The organism is Niastella koreensis GR20-10 (genome assembly GCF_000246855.1).
GTDB classification, from domain to species: domain Bacteria; phylum Bacteroidota; class Bacteroidia; order Chitinophagales; family Chitinophagaceae; genus Niastella; species Niastella koreensis.
In genome coordinates, this window is record NC_016609.1 from 5,037,000 (window position 1) to 5,055,338 (window position 18,339).

11 protein-coding genes are annotated in these 18,339 nt (G+C 46.0%); 7 read left to right on the top strand and 4 right to left on the bottom strand.

Features of this window, described 5'->3' with window-relative positions; translation table 11 throughout:
• Positions 1-18: 18 nt before the first annotated feature.
• From NIAKO_RS19680 to NIAKO_RS19695, 4 genes are all read right to left on the bottom strand, one after another.
• Positions 19-705, bottom strand: coding sequence for a hypothetical protein (locus tag NIAKO_RS19680; RefSeq protein WP_014220202.1), 687 nt, complete (start codon positions 703-705; stop codon positions 19-21).
• A 28-nt stretch (positions 706-733) separates the two neighbouring features.
• Positions 734-2,335, bottom strand: a complete 1,602-nt coding sequence (locus NIAKO_RS19685; protein WP_165761236.1) for a RagB/SusD family nutrient uptake outer membrane protein — start codon at positions 2,333-2,335, stop codon at positions 734-736.
• Positions 2,336-2,446: 111 nt separating this feature from the next.
• A complete protein-coding gene (locus NIAKO_RS19690; protein ID WP_014220204.1) occupies positions 2,447-5,644 on the bottom strand; it encodes a SusC/RagA family TonB-linked outer membrane protein in 3,198 nt (1,065 codons plus the stop codon).
• Positions 5,645-6,118: 474 nt separating this feature from the next.
• Positions 6,119-6,328: a hypothetical protein gene (locus NIAKO_RS19695; protein ID WP_107685544.1), complete on the bottom strand. Its 210-nt coding sequence runs from the start codon at positions 6,326-6,328 to the stop codon at positions 6,119-6,121.
• Positions 6,329-6,990: 662 nt separating this feature from the next.
• Between NIAKO_RS19695 and NIAKO_RS19700 the strand changes: the two genes are divergently transcribed.
• The 7 genes from NIAKO_RS19700 (at position 6,991) to NIAKO_RS19730 (ending at position 18,205) form a co-directional block, all read left to right on the top strand.
• Positions 6,991-7,419, top strand: coding sequence for a hypothetical protein (locus tag NIAKO_RS19700; protein ID WP_014220206.1), 429 nt, complete (start codon positions 6,991-6,993; stop codon positions 7,417-7,419).
• Between the two features lie 185 nt (positions 7,420-7,604).
• Positions 7,605-8,237 (top strand): PH domain-containing protein, encoded by a 633-nt coding sequence (locus NIAKO_RS19705; protein WP_014220207.1) that lies wholly within the window; start codon positions 7,605-7,607, stop codon positions 8,235-8,237.
• Between the two features lie 159 nt (positions 8,238-8,396).
• Positions 8,397-8,990: an RNA polymerase sigma factor gene (locus NIAKO_RS19710; RefSeq protein ID WP_014220208.1), complete on the top strand. Its 594-nt coding sequence runs from the start codon at positions 8,397-8,399 to the stop codon at positions 8,988-8,990.
• Positions 8,991-9,097: 107 nt separating this feature from the next.
• Entirely contained in the window at positions 9,098-10,369 is a 1,272-nt protein-coding gene (locus tag NIAKO_RS19715; protein WP_014220209.1) for a FecR family protein, read from the top strand.
• A 212-nt stretch (positions 10,370-10,581) separates the two neighbouring features.
• Positions 10,582-14,190: a SusC/RagA family TonB-linked outer membrane protein gene (locus NIAKO_RS19720; RefSeq protein ID WP_165761237.1), complete on the top strand. Its 3,609-nt coding sequence runs from the start codon at positions 10,582-10,584 to the stop codon at positions 14,188-14,190.
• Between the two features lie 13 nt (positions 14,191-14,203).
• Entirely contained in the window at positions 14,204-15,571 is a 1,368-nt protein-coding gene (locus tag NIAKO_RS19725; RefSeq protein ID WP_014220211.1) for a RagB/SusD family nutrient uptake outer membrane protein, read from the top strand.
• A gap of 105 nt (positions 15,572-15,676) precedes the next feature.
• The gene (locus NIAKO_RS19730; RefSeq protein WP_014220212.1) at positions 15,677-18,205 is read left to right on the top strand and encodes a zinc-dependent metalloprotease; all 2,529 of its coding nucleotides are present in this window, start codon (positions 15,677-15,679) and stop codon (positions 18,203-18,205) included.
• Positions 18,206-18,339: the final 134 nt, after the last annotated feature.

An 18,339-nucleotide genomic window follows, 5' to 3' on the forward strand; every position in this document is an offset into this window, starting at 1 on the left:
AAGATATGATAGTAGGAATTAATTATGAATGGCGCTCCTGGGAGGCTCCTGCATATAAGTATCCAACACATGCACAATAACCCCTCCATTCAAATGCAGGTCTGGCGTACGGGCTTTTGTATTCCCTGTAGGAGAACCTGTATACGCATTGATATAGAAAAAGGCGTTCCGGTCCGGTGTCAATTGCAGGTTGATATAAGCGGAATCGTTCGTAGTGCTTAACGCATACGTTGGCGCCCAAATTGGCACACCACCAACATTCCTTAATGAATAATCACCCTTAAGTACATGGTATTTTAATACTTCAGTAATTGTGTCCTTATTGTACTGAGACCAGTCTGAGCCATGGAGGACCCATTTTGCCGAGTCTGCGCTATAGCGTAGGTTTTTATACCAATAACTGTTGGCGTTTGTTATATCTGTAAGCGCTGAGTTTGTCAACAACAGATACGTGGTACCCGCATCCGGAGTCATGTACGTTTTTTTAATGCCGGTTGCGTTGGGATCTACATAATTGAGCGCATCCACCAGGCTCGAGAACAGATCTGACCGGGTATTCATAAAATCCCACAGCGACTGATTGATCTTTGAGCTATATACGGAGGCTTTATAATCGTAGTCTTTTTGCAATGCCAGTTTTTTGCAGGAGGCAATCGTTATCACCAGCACCGTAAGCACAAGCAATGTTCCAAATATATGTTTCATCTCTTTATTATTATTTTGTTGAGGGTAGCTAGTTAGCGTAAGCCGGGTTTTGTTTCAGCAGGCCGTTTGCGTTCAATGCATTGGAATTAACGGGGAAAAACACCCGGCCCATATTGTTACCCTGGATAAATGGCGTTCTCTTTGCCTGACCTGTCAGGAGCGGGTCCATTCTTTCATGCAAATAATAATAGCCATCGGCAGCATTGGCATCCAGGTGGCCGATCCTGCAGAGATCAAACCATCTTTTACCTTCACAAAATAATTCAAGCTGTCTTTCATGGAGAATAATACGTTCAATGCTTCTTGTGAGGCTGTCCCCGCTTGGGCTGCCATATTTAGCCGACAGTTCGGCCTGGGCGCTGTATTGGGATCTTAGTACCGCAGTGTTAAAGCTGGCGGTATTTGTTGTAGTGGTATAACCTGTTCTAAACCTGATATTGTTTACAATTTGCATGGCGTCCGTTGTATCGCCGGTCCGGTTGTAAGCCTCTGCACGCAACAACAGGATATCTGCGAACCTGTAAATCGGCATCATTACGTTGCATAGAGCGGTAGCCGGATATACAAATTTCCCGAGGCTTTTGCTTGCTGTATTGATACTTTTCTGGGTCACATCCCACGGGATCATTTTGCCGCAGGAGGCAGCAGTATAAGCGAGATAATAAGTATTGGCGGCGGCGCCATTGCCATATGCAACCGTATCAAAGCAATTCCAGAAACGCCCATCACAATAATTGTTAAAGTTGTGATTGGATGTATCCCTCCTCAGGAATAAATCGAGGAATGGACCAGGATTGGCAACCGTACCTGCTTTGGGCTGATAGTTGTTTGTGCCATCGCTTCTGCCGAAGCGGGTGGCATACCCGGCGCCTGATCCATATTCCGTAGCGTTCCAATACAAATTAAAGATGGTTTCCGTTGAAGCTGCAGGGTTCAGGAAAATGTTTTTCCAATCTGTTGGATTGGTAACCAATGTGCAGCCGCTTGCTGCCTCGCATTTAAGCGAAGCTGCAATTGCATCCTGGTAGTCCTGTATCCACATATAGAAATCCGTTTGCAGCGCGTATACACCGGCCTGGTTTATATAATACTTATTTGTTTTATCAGTGGATATATACTGCAATGCTGTATTGATGTCTGCCTGGATCTGCATTTTTATGCTGTCTGCGGGAGCTTGCGGGTACAGGTTCGGCTGATCAATCGTTTCTATTGGTATATTAATAATAGGCATAGTTCCCCACACCCGTAATCCATAAAAATACATGAGCGCGCGTAACGCGTAACACTGTCCCAGGTAGCCTGTATACAGCGTGGCGCCCCCGTCCCTGTTTTCCGCAATCATTTGGGGATAATACTTAATCCCATAATTACAATAGGAAATGGTGGTATATAAACTTTGCCAGCTTGTACCGGCATCGTTTGCGCCGATAGTGTTGTATAATAAATCGGTGTTAACACCTGATCCGGAAACGTCCATATTGTCTGAGCGGATTTCCCCCCAATCGGACCAGTTGCCGGTGCCAATCGTATTTTGTAATTGCCTGTAGATACCAGCCAGCCACGCAGCGGCATCAGCCTGTGTTTTCCAGAATGAAGACGGAGCGATAGAAGAAGCAGGTTTCTTATTCAAAGAATCTTTTGAGCATCCCGTATATAAAAGCATGGATGAAGATGCCACGATTATGAGAAAAAATATTTTTATTCTTTTCATCACACAAATTTTAGTGTTATAGGGGCAGGTTTAAAATATTACATTTAACGCAAATCCTATTTCCCGGTGCGCCGGGTAGGTGCCTGGATCACCACCGGGCGTGAGCACATTGGTTTGGTTTACTGCAGGATCGAATCCCGTGTAATTTGTCCACGTAAGTAAGTTGCTTGCGAAAAGGTTCGCTCTCAGATTTTGCATGAAGACCCGTTTGCACCATTTGGCCGGCAGGCTATAACCTACCGATACTGATTGCAGACGGATATAGGTGCCGTCTTCCACAAACTTGCTGCTTACCTGTTGCGTATTAAATCCTGCTCCGTTAACATGCGCATAGTAATTTGTAACCTGACCAGGATATTTCCAGTTGCTGTAGATATAGTCAGGCAAAGGAGTTGTATTGCTATTGCTCATGGCATCATTATACCATGCACCTGAGTTGTAGACATTGTTACCAAATACGCCATATACGGCGAATGATAAAGTCCATTGCTTGTAGGATATAGAATTGGTCCAGCCGCCATACCATCTGGGCTGTGCATGCCCTATTACCGAGCGGTCGTTAGTTGTAACTTTTCCATCATGATCCAGATCCGCCCATATTACATCCCCGCCCCGGGATGGGGCGCCATTTACTGTCATTTGCCTGATGGTATCGCCGGGATTGCCGCCATATTTAGAACCGTCTGGCAGGGTGTAATACTGCAAGGTCGGATGTCCACCGCCATCAAGTATAACGTTACCCCCTTTATCTACGGCAAAGACCGGGTTTAGCCTCGTTTTATAGTCGTTGGTGTAAGCGTTTGACTGATCATACGCATAAACACCCTTATAGGTATAGCCATAGAATAAGCCAGCTTCCTGTCCTTGTGCCACCAGCCAGGAGGTCATAGGCGAGGTGGTGCTTCCTGTTGTTTTCACATTGTCTCCACCGGGCAGCGCTACGATTGTATTTTTATTCCGGGAGTAGGATATGCCTGTTTGCCAGTATAAATCCCTCGTGCGAACCGGAGTAACAGAGAGCATCAGCTCAATGCCTTTGTTGCTGACTGAACCATAGTTTACCCTTGCGGTAGTAGCGCCGGCTTCAAAAGGAAGAGACACGGTATACAACAGGTTGTCTGTTCGCTTATCATAATAGTCTGCCGTTAACAATGCCTTACCGCCTAAAAAGCTCAGGTCTACCCCAATGTTCTTTTGGGTGGTAGATTCCCATTTCAACTGGGGGTTACCCATTTGACTATTAGCCTGAACCCCACCTACGCCATTATAAACAAAGCTGGAGGTGGAAGTGCCGAAGACGAACTGGTTCTGTGCATCATAGTTCCCAATGGCCTGGTTGCCGGTTATGCCATAACTTAAACGAAGCTTGGCATCTGTTAATATTGTGCTGCTCCAGTTCATAAATTTTTCATCAGAAAAACGCCACCCCAATGAAACGGAAGGGAAGTTACCCCAACGATTAGATTCACCGAATCTTGAAGATCCGTCGCGTCTTACTGTCGCGTTCAACAGGTAGCGTCCGCGATAGCTATAAGCAAAACGCCCATACATACCTAAGAGAGAATAAGCTTCCGAAGTGGAGGTCGTGGCGTTCGTATAAATGGTAGCTGCATTCAAAGTTTGAACCTGTTCCGATACCCAGGTGCTGCCTGCAATCTTCGCTACTTCATGCGGATCGTTTTCGATATTTCCTCCAACCATCAAAGTAACAGCATGAACATCATTGAATAATTTAGAATAAGAAGCGTACAGGTTGCTTTGTATTCTTAGTGCGAGATCGGTGTTGTCGGATCCGTCATCAGCAGGCGGGGTTGCCGTGCTTAATACGGCCGGGTTAAACGTATAGTTGCGGGACAAGGTGCCGTCGCCCGATACATCTGCGTGGATGAGCAATTCTCTAACAGGTCTGAAGTCCATGCCCTGGTACAGGATCACGTTATAGGCTTTGGTTCTGTTTACCCGGTACAATGCCTCTGCAATGGGATTATAACGCCCCCCGTTATTGAAGATATAAGTACCATCAGGATTATATAAAGCCTGTTGAGGCCCCCGCTGTAGTGCCTGTTGTATAACCTTTCCTTCGTTGATATTATTTTTATCTGTATAAGTAAAACTGACACGGGTGCTCAGGTTAAATTTCGGCGATAGCGCATAATCTATATTAGTTCTGTCGGTAATCCTGTTATAAAAAGAATTAAGGATAATGCCTTCTGATTTCAAATATTGCAAACTATTAAAAAACTTTACGTTTTTAGCACCTCCGCTTATACTTAAATCAAACTGGTTGCGTGGCCCCACCTGCGTAATCAGGCTTTGATAATCATTATCGGTATTGTTGTTAAAAGCTGTAGAGTCGTTGGGTGCTTTTGCGAGGCCAATACTTTGATACTGGTCAAAGATCTGTCGCTCCAGCCTGTTCGACTGGGGTATGCGATGTGAGAGCGTTGTATAAGATTTCAGATAGCTTAACGAAATGCGTGGCATTCCGGACGAGCCACTTTTGGTAGAAACAATAACAACACCATTGGCAGACCGGGAACCATAAATAGCGGCCGATGCAGCATCTTTCAAAATCTCCAACGATTGAATGTCGTTTGGGTTAATATCATCTATATTATCCCTTGGTACACCGTCTACAATATACAATGGACTTACTGCAGCGCCTTCTGTTAATGTAGAGGCGCCGCGAATACGGATCTGAGAAGAGCTGCCAGGGGCGCCTGAAGTATTGAGCACCTGTACGCCTGGTGCAGCACCCTGAATAGCGGCATAAATCGATACAGCCTGCCGTTCTTCAATATTTTTAGCACTTATGGTCTGAATAGCACCCGTTACATCTCTTTTCTTTTGGGTACCATAACCAATCACTACCACTTCATCGAGCGCTGAATTACTCTCAAGAAGTAAGGAATTGATGACCGTTCTGCCTTTTACTTTTTCTTCCAAATTCTGAAAACCGACGTGGGATAAAATCAATACGCTATTACTGTCGGCATTAATGGCATACCTACCGCCGGCATCTGTAGTGCTGGAGACGCTGGGGTTACCCTTTACTGCTACCGTAACTCCTTCAACTGTCTCTCCTTTGGCATTTTTTACTACGCCGCTTATCCTGGATGTTTGGGCTATAGCCGCAATAGTAGAGAAGAGAAATAGAACAATTATCAGCGCGACTTTACTCCGGGGTCTCGCAAATGGACATAGTAAGGGCAAGCAATTTTCTTTCATATGCAAGCAGTTTAGATTTTGATTCATTAGGGGAACTGCTGCAAGTACGAATTTTAAAAAAAATAAATTATACCGGTTTTTTACATAGTATTAAGAGATGTTGTCATTTGTTATAGCGCTTGTTAACAGATCGTTAACCAGATGTTAATGACGCAATATTATTGCAGAATGTCAGAAATTCAATTTTTAAATCAAATGCACATCCCCGGGTTCGCCCCTTCGTGGAGGTGGACAGCAACTGGAGAATGGAGCTATTTCAGCCCGCGATTGCAGCCTATGGCGCCTTCTCCCAGGGCCCCAAACCGAAGCTGCTCAAAATTGGCGAGGGGCAATATGGTTTTGTGATTGACCACTCAGCAGGGAGAATTTACGATCCGCCATCTGTATGTGTATTCCAAAAATGATAATTATGAGGAACAGCTGCCGGCGAAGGTGACCGTGCAGGTTAAGCGGTGACAGTAGAGGCTACTGTGATTAATGATGTGTTTGCGGATGCAACAATTTAAACAGCTCTTTTTGTAAATCTTCGTTCGACAATTTGTTTAATAACTGCGAATCGATTTCATACCATTTCTTTTTATTGCCTAATACACCCACTACATAGGTGTGCCCGGTCGGCACTACTTCGCCGGTTTCGGGATGTTTTTTAGTGAGTGTTACCACTACATCTTTAAATTTTGACATAATAGGAAGATAACTAAAATAGTTGGTAATTGTCTCTCTTCTTTTTTTATGTGCGGGACTTGACAAACTTTGCCGCACTTTTATCGAAGTTTGTGGCATATCTCATCAAAGATGCCGCATTTAGGAGTAACTATGCGGCATTTCGAACCAACATTTGAGTAACCTGACTTAACATTGGAGTAAACTGGATAAACTTTGGAACAACCTGGGTAAATATTGGAGCAACCCGGTATAACTTTTGGACAACCCTACATAACATTGGCACATAAGTTCATAACATTGGAGCATAAGTTGCCTATTTATAGTGAAAAGTATTAAAGATATTTGCATAAGTTAAGCAGATATGCTCTAATCTAACGAACCGATGGTCCAATGTTGGTCCTGGATGACCTATTTATAAGAATTGATAACACATAATCGGAACTTAATTATCTATAATGAGTAAGGGTTAATACACAATTAGGGAAAACCATTGCATAAATTGACAAGGATGAATTAAAGTTGAGTAATAATATCGCATAATTAGTCAGCTTTAAATCACATTGTATCGTTCCATCTGCATTCTTACCCGCTTTTATTTATGGCCATACCTGGCCTGGCTAAAAACTTTTGGCAACGCAGATAAAACAAAGTAGTATTAATTGAAAACTTTTCACGGTCGAATGATTTTACGTATGAATAAACAGCTGGCATTAACGCTCTTTTCGATTTGCTTCCATTTTATTACCGCTTCAGCCTGCGATTGCATCATGCATCCGGTTGAAAAATATGTTGACACGTCAAAATATATCGTTACCGTAAAAGTAAAAAAACTGATAAGCCCTGACGTAAATGGGCAAAGCGGAAAAGCCATCCTGGTCATCACCCAAAGCCTTAAAGGAACCATTTTAAAAAGTCAGGAAATTGAAACAGACGCTGACGGAAGTGATTGTTCTTTAACATTCCAAATGAATAAACGGTATTTATTATTTGGCAATTTCAACAACAGCAAATTTTATGTTTATCATTGTTCTTATTCCGACGAAATAAAATACTCCAAAAAGCGTATTCGAAGAATAAGAAAATATCTGAAAAGTAAAGACCAGTTATAGGATCATCGAATAATCACATCGCAGCACCACATCCTGTGTTCTTCCTTTGGCCAATGTAAAAACAAACAATACCAGGACCTGTAACAAATCGTCCACCGGCCCGACAAAAGAATAGCCAGTCAACAATGGACTTTTCAGATCTGTTCTGCCATGTTGATATGAGCAAAACAAAAATATATCCAACTATGACCTCAACACCCGACAACAGTTTATTACCGGAATTTGAGAGCGTTAAAGACTATGATGAAGAAATTTTATGGACGGGCAAACCAAAACTCCTTCCTTATATCTTAAATGGGATTGGTCCATTCCTCTTCACGCTTCTGATAGCTATATGCTGGATCTCATTCACAAATAATTTCATGAAGGCTTCAGGAACCGCCCCATTTCCATTGATTTGGCTGGGCGGGTTAGTGCCGTTGGTCTTTGGCTCTTTTGCTTTTCTAAACAGGCTGCTTTCATACCGCAATACCGCTTATGCCTATTCCAACAAGCGGATCATGATCCGGACAGGTTTTATTGGTACAGATTTCAAGACCGTTGATTATGATAAAATAGTTGAAATGGAAGTACGTGTAAACGTAATTGAACGTATGAACAACGTAGGTACCATACGCTTTTTTAGCGGCAGTACCCAAACTGATGATGGCCATACTACAAAGACCTATGACAAATGGATTGCCATTGAAAACCCGTATGAGGTATTTAAACTGGTTAAACAAACTGCCGTAGATATAAAGACCGACTATAATTATCCGAACGCCCTGAGGCCGGAAACAAATCCGGGTCATAAAACAAAATATGATAGAAAAGACTGAGTAACCGCTGCCCGCGGGTAAAAGATTGCTTTCAGCGAAAAAAGCGCCGGGATTCAATAAACCAGGCAGCAGAAAAAACCAACTAACAGCCGTTTAAAACGCATTATCCTTTTATTACATCATGCTTTTTAATAATTTTATGCCATCAGAAAGGCATTGATGCAACAACCAAACAACGGCAATGAGTTAATAATGCGGGTAGTGCAGGGTGATGAGATCGCCTTTGGACAGTTGTTCCGGTTATACAAGAACAAGCTTTACTCCTTTATTTTCCACCTGAGCGGCAGCGCCACCATTGCTGAAGACGTATTGCAGGATGTTTTCTTAAAGATCTGGCGCGACCGCGACCAGCTTACCGGTATCGACAATTTCAATGCTTACTTATATCGCATGGCGCAAAACACGGCTATCAATGTGTTGCGCCGCCAAAGCCGGGAAGCCCTGCTACTGAACGAAGTACAGCGGCTGGCGCCGGAAGGGGTCCAAAGCGATGAACTGCTCACTGTAAAAGAGGTACAAACTGCCCTGCAACAGGCCATTAACAACCTGCCGCCCCAACAGCGCAAAGTGTACCAGTTGGGTCAGGAACAGGGATTCACCTACGAGCAAATTGCCGCCTCCCTCGGCATTTCCACTTCCACCGTTCGCAACCACATGGTACAGGCGCTGAAAACCATCCGCGAATACATCGCCCAGCATTTCCCCTCCCTTCTTATTTACCTCGTTCCCGCGGTAGCCATGATGATGGCTTAAAAAATATTTTCCAGGCAACTAGACTTCTCTTTCCCGCGGTTTGTCACACATATGTACCATCACAATTTCATAACCTTTTTGTAACCTTTCCTAAACACGCTAAAGCCATGTCTCAACAAAGACTACAGGAATTACTGGATAAATTATTAACCAACGATTGCACCGCCGCCGAGAAACAGGAGCTGTTTCAACTCATTGAAACAGTTAATGATGAACCGCAATTACAGGATGTACTGGAAGGCGCCTGGATGCGCTATAACCAGCCCAGTCATGTTGTTGGGGACGACCGCTCGGCCGCCATCCTGAAAAATATCCTGAATGAAAGCCAGGTAATACCGCTGCCCCGGAAAAGAAAGTTATGGCCATATATAGCTGCCGCTGCCTCGGTGATAGTATTGATTGGCCTGGGAGTTTACCGCCTGATACTGCACCCATCAAAGGGACCGGTACAACCGAATATGGCGGCCATCACCAATGATGTAAAGGCGCCCGATAAAAGCATAGCGACCTTAACCCTCGCTGGCGGCCAACAGATAATGCTCGACCAGGTGCCAAGCGGAACCCTGGCAACAGAAAACGGATCGCGGGTGATAATGGAAAAAGACGGACAACTGGTGTATCAATCGGCAACAGACAATAAGCAATTGGCAATTGTTACCTATAATACATTGAACAATCCCAGGGGCAGCCGGGTAATATCGCTAACCCTGCCCGATGGCAGTAAGGTTTGGATGAATGCAGGCACCTCGCTCACCTACCCTACCGCATTTACCGCCAATGAAAGAAAAGTAGCTCTTACAGGCGAAGCTTATTTTGAAGTGAAGAAAGATGCCAGAAAACCGTTCAAGGTACATTTCGCATCAGCAGGCAGGGAAGGAACTGTTGAAGTATTAGGCACTCACTTTAATATAAAGGCGTATGATGATGAAGCTGATTCAAAAGTGACCCTGCTGGAAGGAAGCGTGAAAGTTGGCAAACGGCAGACGGCAAACGGCAGAGAAGTTTCAGTGATACTTAAACCAGGAGAACGGGCTATTGTACCAGCGAGCCCACTCACCACTGACCCTGCCGGTTCCCGGCATCCCGACAAAGTCGGGAACTCACCTCTCACCATCGACCATTCGCCTGACCTCGATCAAACCACTGCCTGGAAAGATGGCCTGTTCAATTACAAACGCAGCGACATCACAGAAGTATTGCGCGATGTGGCCCGGTGGTACGATATAGATATTGTGTATGCTGGCAATCGTCCAAACGACACTTTTACCGGTGGTATTGACCGCACCGCCACCCTAACAGAGTTGTTGACCATTTTACAGATGACCGGTATTCGCTTTAAACTGGAGGGAAGAAAACTGACCGTGCTGAGCGGCAAATAAAAACGGAGACAAATGATCCGAAAAAAAACCGCCCCGAATTGGCGTTCGAGGCGGTGAGTAAGTCGAGGTCATTATTTATAAAAAGTCGGGCAGACTTATTTATTGTTAAACCGTCTGAACGGATCCATCCGGAATGACCTAAACCAACCAAAACTATGCAGTTACAGGCGAACGGCAAAATATTGCCGTATCCATCACTAAAAACGCTGTTGATGATGAAGTTTACAGCCTTACTGATCCTGGCCACCTGCTTACAGTTACAGGCCAACACGTATGCGCAAACCATTACGCTGAATGTGAAAAACAGTTCCCTGGAATTTGTACTGGGACAATTAAAAAAGCAAAGCGGCTACCAGTTCTTTTATAAGGACGCGGTGCTGCGCGATGCCAAACCGGTGACCCTGGAAGTAAGCAACCGCCCCTTTGAAGAGGTACTGAACCTGTGTTTGAAAGACCAGCCTTTGAAATGGAGCATTGTAAAAAAAACAGTGGTGATCCAGGAGAAGGAAAAAGTTCAGTCCATTACGCGCGCAGACACCCTACCGCCAAACCAGGCCACCGGCGCGCCGCAAACTGTTAGCGGTACCTTGCTGGAAAATACCGGCAAACCCATAAACGGTGCAGGAGTTGCGCTTACAACTACCGATCAAAGCAATACTAAATACACCAATACCAATGAGCAGGGCGCGTTTTCCTTTACAGGCGTGGCGCCCGGTTCCTACACCCTCATTGTTACGCACGTTACCTACAACCGGGTTGACAGAAAAATAAAAGTTACCAATGCCCCGGTTGCCGTGCACCTGAGCATGGCGCCATATACCGAAGAGCAAAGGGAAGTAGAAGTGGTAATGAACAACGGTTACCAGGCAAAAAGCAAAGCTACCCAAACGGGTTCCGCGAATGTGGTTACTGCCAAAGAAATTGAAGCCAGCCCTTCTACCAACCTCCTGGAGCGTTTGGAAGGCAAGGTGCCTGGTGTGTTGTTCGATGTACGTAACAACAAGATACAGGTAAGAGGCACGAATGGCCTGAGTGTTAACGGCCTGATAGCCCCGCTGGTAGTTATTGATGGTTTCCCGGCCATCGATCAGAACCTTACCAATATCCCCAGCGCATCGGTTGACAGGGGAAACCCTCTTACCGGTAAGATCATCAACGCCACCGGCAACGCCATCCTCAGCACCCTTAACCCCAACGATATTGAAAGCATTACCTTTTTAAAAGATGCGGCCGCGGCCGCCATCTGGGGTTCTATGGCCGCTAACGGGGTTATTGTTATCGAAACAAAAAAAGGTAAAAGAGGGATGCCTCAGATAAATCTCAACACCACGCTGAGCGTTTCCGGCCCTGCTAATTTCAAAAATCTTAAAACCCTGTCCAGCGCAGAGTACATCGATCTTGAAAAAGAACTGTATGGCCTGAACATGTTTGCCGATCCTACCACCAACTGGAAAAATACCGAAGTAAGCGACGTCGTCAATACCCTGTTCCGCAATAAAAGAGGCGAGATCACTGACGCTCAACGCGATTCCATTTTGGGTGTACTCAGCAGCCATAATAACCAGGGCCAGCTAAAAGATTATCTGTTACAACGTGCAGTTACCCAACAGTACAACCTGAGCCTGAGCGGCGGTGGCGACAACAGTACCTATTACCTGGCCGGTAATTATACCCGCAATGTACCGGTATATAAAAGCAATGCCAATCAGAATTATTACATCACCTCCAATACAACCAACGACTTTTTTAAAAGACGTCTTACCATTGGTACCAACCTCAACTATACCTATGCCCAAAGCCAGTTAAATACCGCTGCAGCCAACGCCATGAGCATTGGCAATTTGGGTTTACGCCCTTATGATATGCTGGTAGATGAAAATGGCGTTCCTGTTCAAAGAAGTATTGACTTTACCCAAAGAGTTACAGACAGCTTAACCCGCATGGGTTACCTGCGCTGGACCTATAATCCCATAGATGAACTGCGTTACAATAATTTCACCGACACAAAAAGCACGGTACGGATGCGTTTGTCGGCAAGAGGTGTTATCACCAGTTGGTTAAGTGCTGAAGTATCGGGCCAGTTACAACGCAGCACCGATCAGCAGGAGAACCTGCAGAACAAAGACAGTTACCTGGGCCGCCAGCTTTTAAACGTAGCCACCTCCTATAATGCTACTACCAAAAAATTAGTATACGGCATACCCCTGGGTGGCGTTTATAAATTGAGCAATGTACGTGGCGAAGATTATGGGTTGCGTGGTCAGCTCAACATTAATAAGTCGTATAAAAATCACCGCATCAATGCCATCCTGGGTTCGGAGATCAGACAAAGCAAAGTAGCCGGCAATCAACAAACCCTGTACGGCTTCGATGAAGACCTTGGCACTTCTGTAAACATTAACACTACCTCTACCGGATCTTATACTACCGTTACCGGTACTACCGGCAGCATCAGTAACCAGGATAACGGCATTTACAGAAGCATTAGAAGATACCTGTCGTATTACGGTATGGTTGACTATGGATGGAAGAACAAATACTTTGTATCGGGTAGCTTACGCTATGATGATGCGAATATAGTGGGTGTTGACAGAAGGAACCGTGCTCAGCCATTATGGTCAGCAGGCGGCCGTTGGAACGTTAGCAGCGAGTCGTTTATGCAACATGCGTATCCGTTGAACCGGTTGAGCCTGCGTGCTACCTATGGCGTTGGCGGTAACGCCCCTAACGGCGGTCAAAACTATACTACGGTAAACATAGGCTCAACAGATCCTTACACCCAGTTGCCTTATACTACTATTGGCCAGCCAGCCAATCCTTTGCTGGGGTGGGAAACTACCAAAACCACCAACCTGGGACTGGATGCCGGCTTCTTTAACGAACGCATCAGTCTTACAGTAGATGTATATCGTAAAAAAACCGAGAACATCCTGTACAACATGCCATCTAACAGCACCTATGGCTACAGCACCTTACAGGTAAATGCTGCCAATTTAAAAGGTCACGGCGTGGAAGTTTCGCTTACCGGCGTACCCGTTAAAACAGCTGACTGGCGCTGGACCTCCACTTTCAACCTTGCTTTCAACACCAACAAAATAACGGACAACCGTTTTCCTAATAACACCGGCAGTATTGGTGGTAATAACACGGTTTACAACAACTATCCTAATGACTATATGTTTGCCTACGCCTGGGCCGGACTGGACAGCGTAGGGCAAACTCAATTGTTTGATTCTACCGGCAAAAAACTGAATTCTTTAGCCAGCAATACCGCTAAAAAACAAATGAAGTATATGGGGCGTACTACCCCTCCTTACTTTGGCGGGTTTATGAATACCATTCAGTACAGGAACTTTACCCTTAGCGCCCGTATCACTTTCTATATGGGTTACGTATTCAGGAGACAGGACCTTAGTGCTGGCTATCCCAACAACTCCGGTACAGTAACGGGCATGGTGAACAACAGCCAGATGCTGAACAGCAGATGGCGCAAAGCCGGCGACGAAGCTACCGCCCTGGTACCAGGTTTGGCCAAAATAAACTTCAACAGCCTTGACTGGTTCAGAAATGCCGACTTAAATGTGCTTGATGCCAGTAACGTTCGTTTTCAGCAAATAACACTTGGGTATTCGTTGCCGCAAACGGTGATCAATAAAATAAAAGTGTTCAAATCCATTAACGCCAATGCTACGGTAAGCAACCTGGGTATTATCTGGCGTGCTAACAAAGAAGGCATCGACCCCGATTATGCCAACAACAGCAACTTTACCAACCTGCCGCCCAGTGTGAATTATACGTTCAACCTTAATTGCTCATTCTAACAACCGGTCATCAATGAAACAGTTATTATATACCCTGTCAGCACTCGCAGTATTAGCCACCACCGCCTGTCGCAAGTATGTTGAAATCTCGCCCGTAAATGTTCGGCAGTTAAAATACACCAAAGATTATCAGGGATTGTTGTACAACAGCTCCCAGTTAATGGAAAAAACGTACCTGTATCCTTTATACGCCAGTGATGAAGTATGGACAGCCGACGGAACAGTATGGCAAACCAATCTGAACATTAACCTGGGTTATGCCTATTGCTGGTTACCCAAAATATGGGCGGAAACACAGGAAGATCCCGATTACGCCACCCAGTACCAGATCATCTATAACACCAACATTGTAATAAATGAAGTAATGAACAGTGAAGGCGGCACAGATGCAGAAAAGCTCAAAGCTTACTCCGAAGCCCTGGTACATCGTGCACATGCTTATTTTACCCTGGTGAATATTTACGCCAAACAATACGATCCCGCCACGGCTGCCACCGACCCTGGCGTGCCTGTTGTATTACAGACCAACTTCACATCCAGTCTGAAAAGGGTAAGTGTAGAAGGCGTGTATAACCAGATCATCGGCGATCTGCAAACAGCGCGCCCTAACCTGGCCGTCACATCGGATGTAAACACCAACCCATCCCAGGCAGCTGTGTATGCCATGCTGTCGAAGGTATACCTGAACGAGCGCAACTTTATAAAAGCCGGTTTGTATGCTGATAGCGCCCTGCAACTTAAAAACACCCTGGTAGACCTGAATGCGTATGCGGCCGCACCAACCACCTACCCCAATAAGTCAAACGACCCGGAAACCATTTTCTCCAAAGTCGTTTCCAGCTTCGTTTCAACCTTACCGCTGAGCAATGAGGCAGTGAATTTGTTTGACTCCGTTAACGACCTGCGTTACAGGATGTTCACCCAGCCAGGAGCCAACATACCTGTTTCTAACTTTACCAACCGCGGTACTTACAAACACCGCCTGGCCAACCAGGGCATTTATGTGGGACCCAAAGTTCCCGAAATCATGTTGATTAAAGCTGAATGTGAAGCCCGTGCCGGCAACACCTCCACCGCTTTAACTGTGTTGAACAACCTGCGCAGGAAACGTTTCACTACCACCGGTTACACCGATCTTACTGCTGCTACGGCGCAGGATGCATTGCAACTGGTGATCATGGAAAGAAGAATTGAACTGATGGGCACCGGCGCCCGCTGGTTCGATCAGCGCCGGTTGCAAAAAGACAACCTGATCTCAACCGTTAGCCGGCCGTTCAAAGGCGTTACCTATACCCTGGCGCCCGGCAGCAACGAGTATACGTTCGCCATTGCAGACAAATACATTCTTCTGAATCCGGAAATAGAACAGACCCCCCGCTAAGGAAAGGAAAGTATAGCCAACGGCCCCCCTCCCTACCCCTCTCCGCCAGCTGGCGGAGAGGGAAGGTGGGAGCCCAGTAAATGATTTTTATTAACAAACACCATTATGTTTATCACCAAGCGTAAGATGAGTTTTATTGCCATTTGCAGTATCCTGATGGCAGTGAATGTACAGGCACAGTCTAAACATCCGGCAGACACAGCAAAGGTAAAACCGGCCGACACTACCCGTAAACCGCCTGTTGTGCCTCCCACCATTAAACCTTATAAAGAGGTGATCACAGCCGACATGAAATCGAGCCGGGGTTTTATAACCGTGCACCAGAAAGATGACAAATTCTTTTTTGAAGTGCCCAACAACATCCTCGGCCGGGATATCCTGATCGTAAGCCGCGTATCCAAAGCCAGCGCCGAAATGCGCAATGGCAGCAGTGGTTATGCCGGCGACCAGATTGGTGAAACCGTATACCGTTTTGAAAAAGGCCCTAACAAAAAATTGTTCCTGCGCCGCATCTTTTACCTGGAATATGAAAGCGACAGCACGCAGCCTTTGTTTGCAGGCGTACAAAAGAACAACGTACTGGCCATATCCGCCGCCTTCCCGGTAGCCGCTTATAAACCAGATTCATCCGCTACCGTAGTGGATGTAACGGAGTTCCTGAACAGCGATAACGACGTACTGTATTTCCAGAAAAAACAATTTAAAGACCGCGCCGGCATGGGCGCCCAGCAGAACGACCGCAGTTACATCGACTACGTTCATTCCTATGCTTCCAATGTAGAAATTCATGCAGTAAAAACTTACGCAGCCGGCATGAACCCTACTGCCAGCAACTATACCGTTGAGCTGAACTCCTCCCTGGTATTATTACCTGCAACTCCCATGCAACCCCGCCTGTTCGACCAACGCGTTGGCTACTTTATTACCGGCCACCGCGACTTTGAGGCCAACGCGCAGGGGGTGGAAGACAAAATATATGCAGTACGCTGGAAGCTGGAACCAAAGCCTGAGGATGTAGAGAAATACAAACGGGGCGAACTGGTGGAACCCGCCAAACCCATTGTGTTTTACATTGATCCCGTAACCCCTAAGAAATGGGTACCTTATTTAATACAGGGCGTGAACGACTGGCAGAAAGCATTTGAAAAAGCCGGTTTCAAAAACGCCATCTATGCACGCGAAGCGCCTTCCAAAGAAGAAGACAGCACCTGGAGCATAGACGATGCCACGCACAGCGCTATCATCTACCGCCCTTCCGTGATCGCCAATGCCATGGGCCCCAGCGTAGCTGACCCCCGCAGTGGTGAGATCATCGAAAGCCATATTTTCTGGTACCACAACGTAATGACCCTGCTGAGCAGCTGGTACATGGCCCAGTGCGGGGCAGTAGACACCAACGCCCTGCACCTGCAACTGAACGATAGCTTAATGGGAACGCTGATCCGTTTTGTATCGAGCCATGAAGTAGGTCATACCCTGGGCCTTCGGCACAACTTCGGGTCCAGCTCCACCGTGCCGGTTGAAAAACTGCGCGATAAAGCCTGGGTAGAAGCACACGGCCACACCCCTTCTATTATGGACTATGCCCGTTTCAATTACGTGGCCCAGCCGGAAGATCATATTTCTGAAAAAGGCCTTTTCCCCCGCATCAATGATTACGACAACTGGGCTATTCAGTGGGGTTACACCTGGCGCCCTGAATTCAAGAATGAGTTTGACGAGCAGAAAGCCCTGGTAAAGATCGCAAGCGACAGCCTGGCCAAAAACCACCGCCTGTGGTTTGGCAGCGAAGTAAGCTTTACCGACTACCGTTGCCAGAACGAAGACCTGAGCGACGATGTGGTAAAAGCAGGTGAATACGGCATCAAAAACCTGAAAAGGTTAATGCCCAATCTCATGAAATGGTCAACCGTTGCCAATGAAGATTTTGAAAAACCTTTCGATATGTACAAGACCCTGTACAGCCAGTTTAACCTGTACCTGGGCCATGCCACCAATATTGTAGGCAGTATTGAAAGAACTGATAAAGTAGGCGCCCAAAGTGGTGCGGTATACGAGGCTACCAGCTACGAAAAACAAAAGAACGCCGTTCAGTTCCTGGCGCGCAACGTGTTTACCACGCCGTTGTGGTTAAAGAACGACGACATGCTGAACAAAACGTCTACCAACTTCCCTACCGAAGTAAATCAAATGCAAAACAACATCATCACCGCCCTGCTTTCAAGAAACAGGATGGGCCGCATGTTGTGGATGGAACAAAACAATGAAGCCGGTAAAAAAGCTTACACCCTCAGCGAAATGCTGCAGGACCTGAACAGAGCCATCTTCACCGAGGTATATGCAGGCAAAAGCGTAGATGTTTACCGCCGCGGTTTGCAAAAAGCCTATGTAAGCCGTATACTGCAGCAGGTATTCACGCAGGTAAACGATGGCGATATTTCTACCATGGTTGTACCGTTTGGTTACAACTATGTAAACTCAGATGCGTATGCCTTGTTACGCGATAACCTGAACCAGATCCTGACGTTGGTAAAACAGGCCAAAGCCGGCGCGGTTGATAAATATACCCGCCTGCACCTGCAGGACCTGGAGAACAGGATCACTACCAAATTCAACGCCGAAAAGAAAGGCTAAACTTATTGAACTTATTTCCTATGAAAACCGGGGACCGTCCGCCAGCTGGCGAACGGTCCTTTTTATTTAACGAAAAAAAAGTTTGCTGACACTTTGCAACTGTCTGGTAGATATTCTAATTTCATCCTTCACAA

Excerpts from the sequence above, each read along its gene's own strand:
- NIAKO_RS19695 (WP_107685544.1), bottom strand. The coding sequence starts at position 6,328 with ATGTCAAAATTTAAAGATGTAGTGGTAACACTCACTAAAAAACATCCC.
- NIAKO_RS19690 (WP_014220204.1), bottom strand. The coding sequence starts at position 5,644 with ATGAAAGAAAATTGCTTGCCCTTACTATGTCCATTTGCGAGACCCCGG.
- NIAKO_RS19720 (WP_165761237.1), top strand. The coding sequence starts at position 10,582 with ATGATGAAGTTTACAGCCTTACTGATCCTGGCCACCTGCTTACAGTTA.
- NIAKO_RS19680 (WP_014220202.1), bottom strand. The coding sequence starts at position 705 with ATGAAACATATATTTGGAACATTGCTTGTGCTTACGGTGCTGGTGATA.
- NIAKO_RS19715 (WP_014220209.1), top strand. The coding sequence starts at position 9,098 with ATGTCTCAACAAAGACTACAGGAATTACTGGATAAATTATTAACCAAC.
- NIAKO_RS19710 (WP_014220208.1), top strand. The coding sequence starts at position 8,397 with ATGCAACAACCAAACAACGGCAATGAGTTAATAATGCGGGTAGTGCAG.
- NIAKO_RS19725 (WP_014220211.1), top strand. The coding sequence starts at position 14,204 with ATGAAACAGTTATTATATACCCTGTCAGCACTCGCAGTATTAGCCACC.
- NIAKO_RS19730 (WP_014220212.1), top strand. The coding sequence starts at position 15,677 with ATGTTTATCACCAAGCGTAAGATGAGTTTTATTGCCATTTGCAGTATC.
- NIAKO_RS19700 (WP_014220206.1), top strand. The coding sequence starts at position 6,991 with ATGATTTTACGTATGAATAAACAGCTGGCATTAACGCTCTTTTCGATT.
- NIAKO_RS19705 (WP_014220207.1), top strand. The coding sequence starts at position 7,605 with ATGACCTCAACACCCGACAACAGTTTATTACCGGAATTTGAGAGCGTT.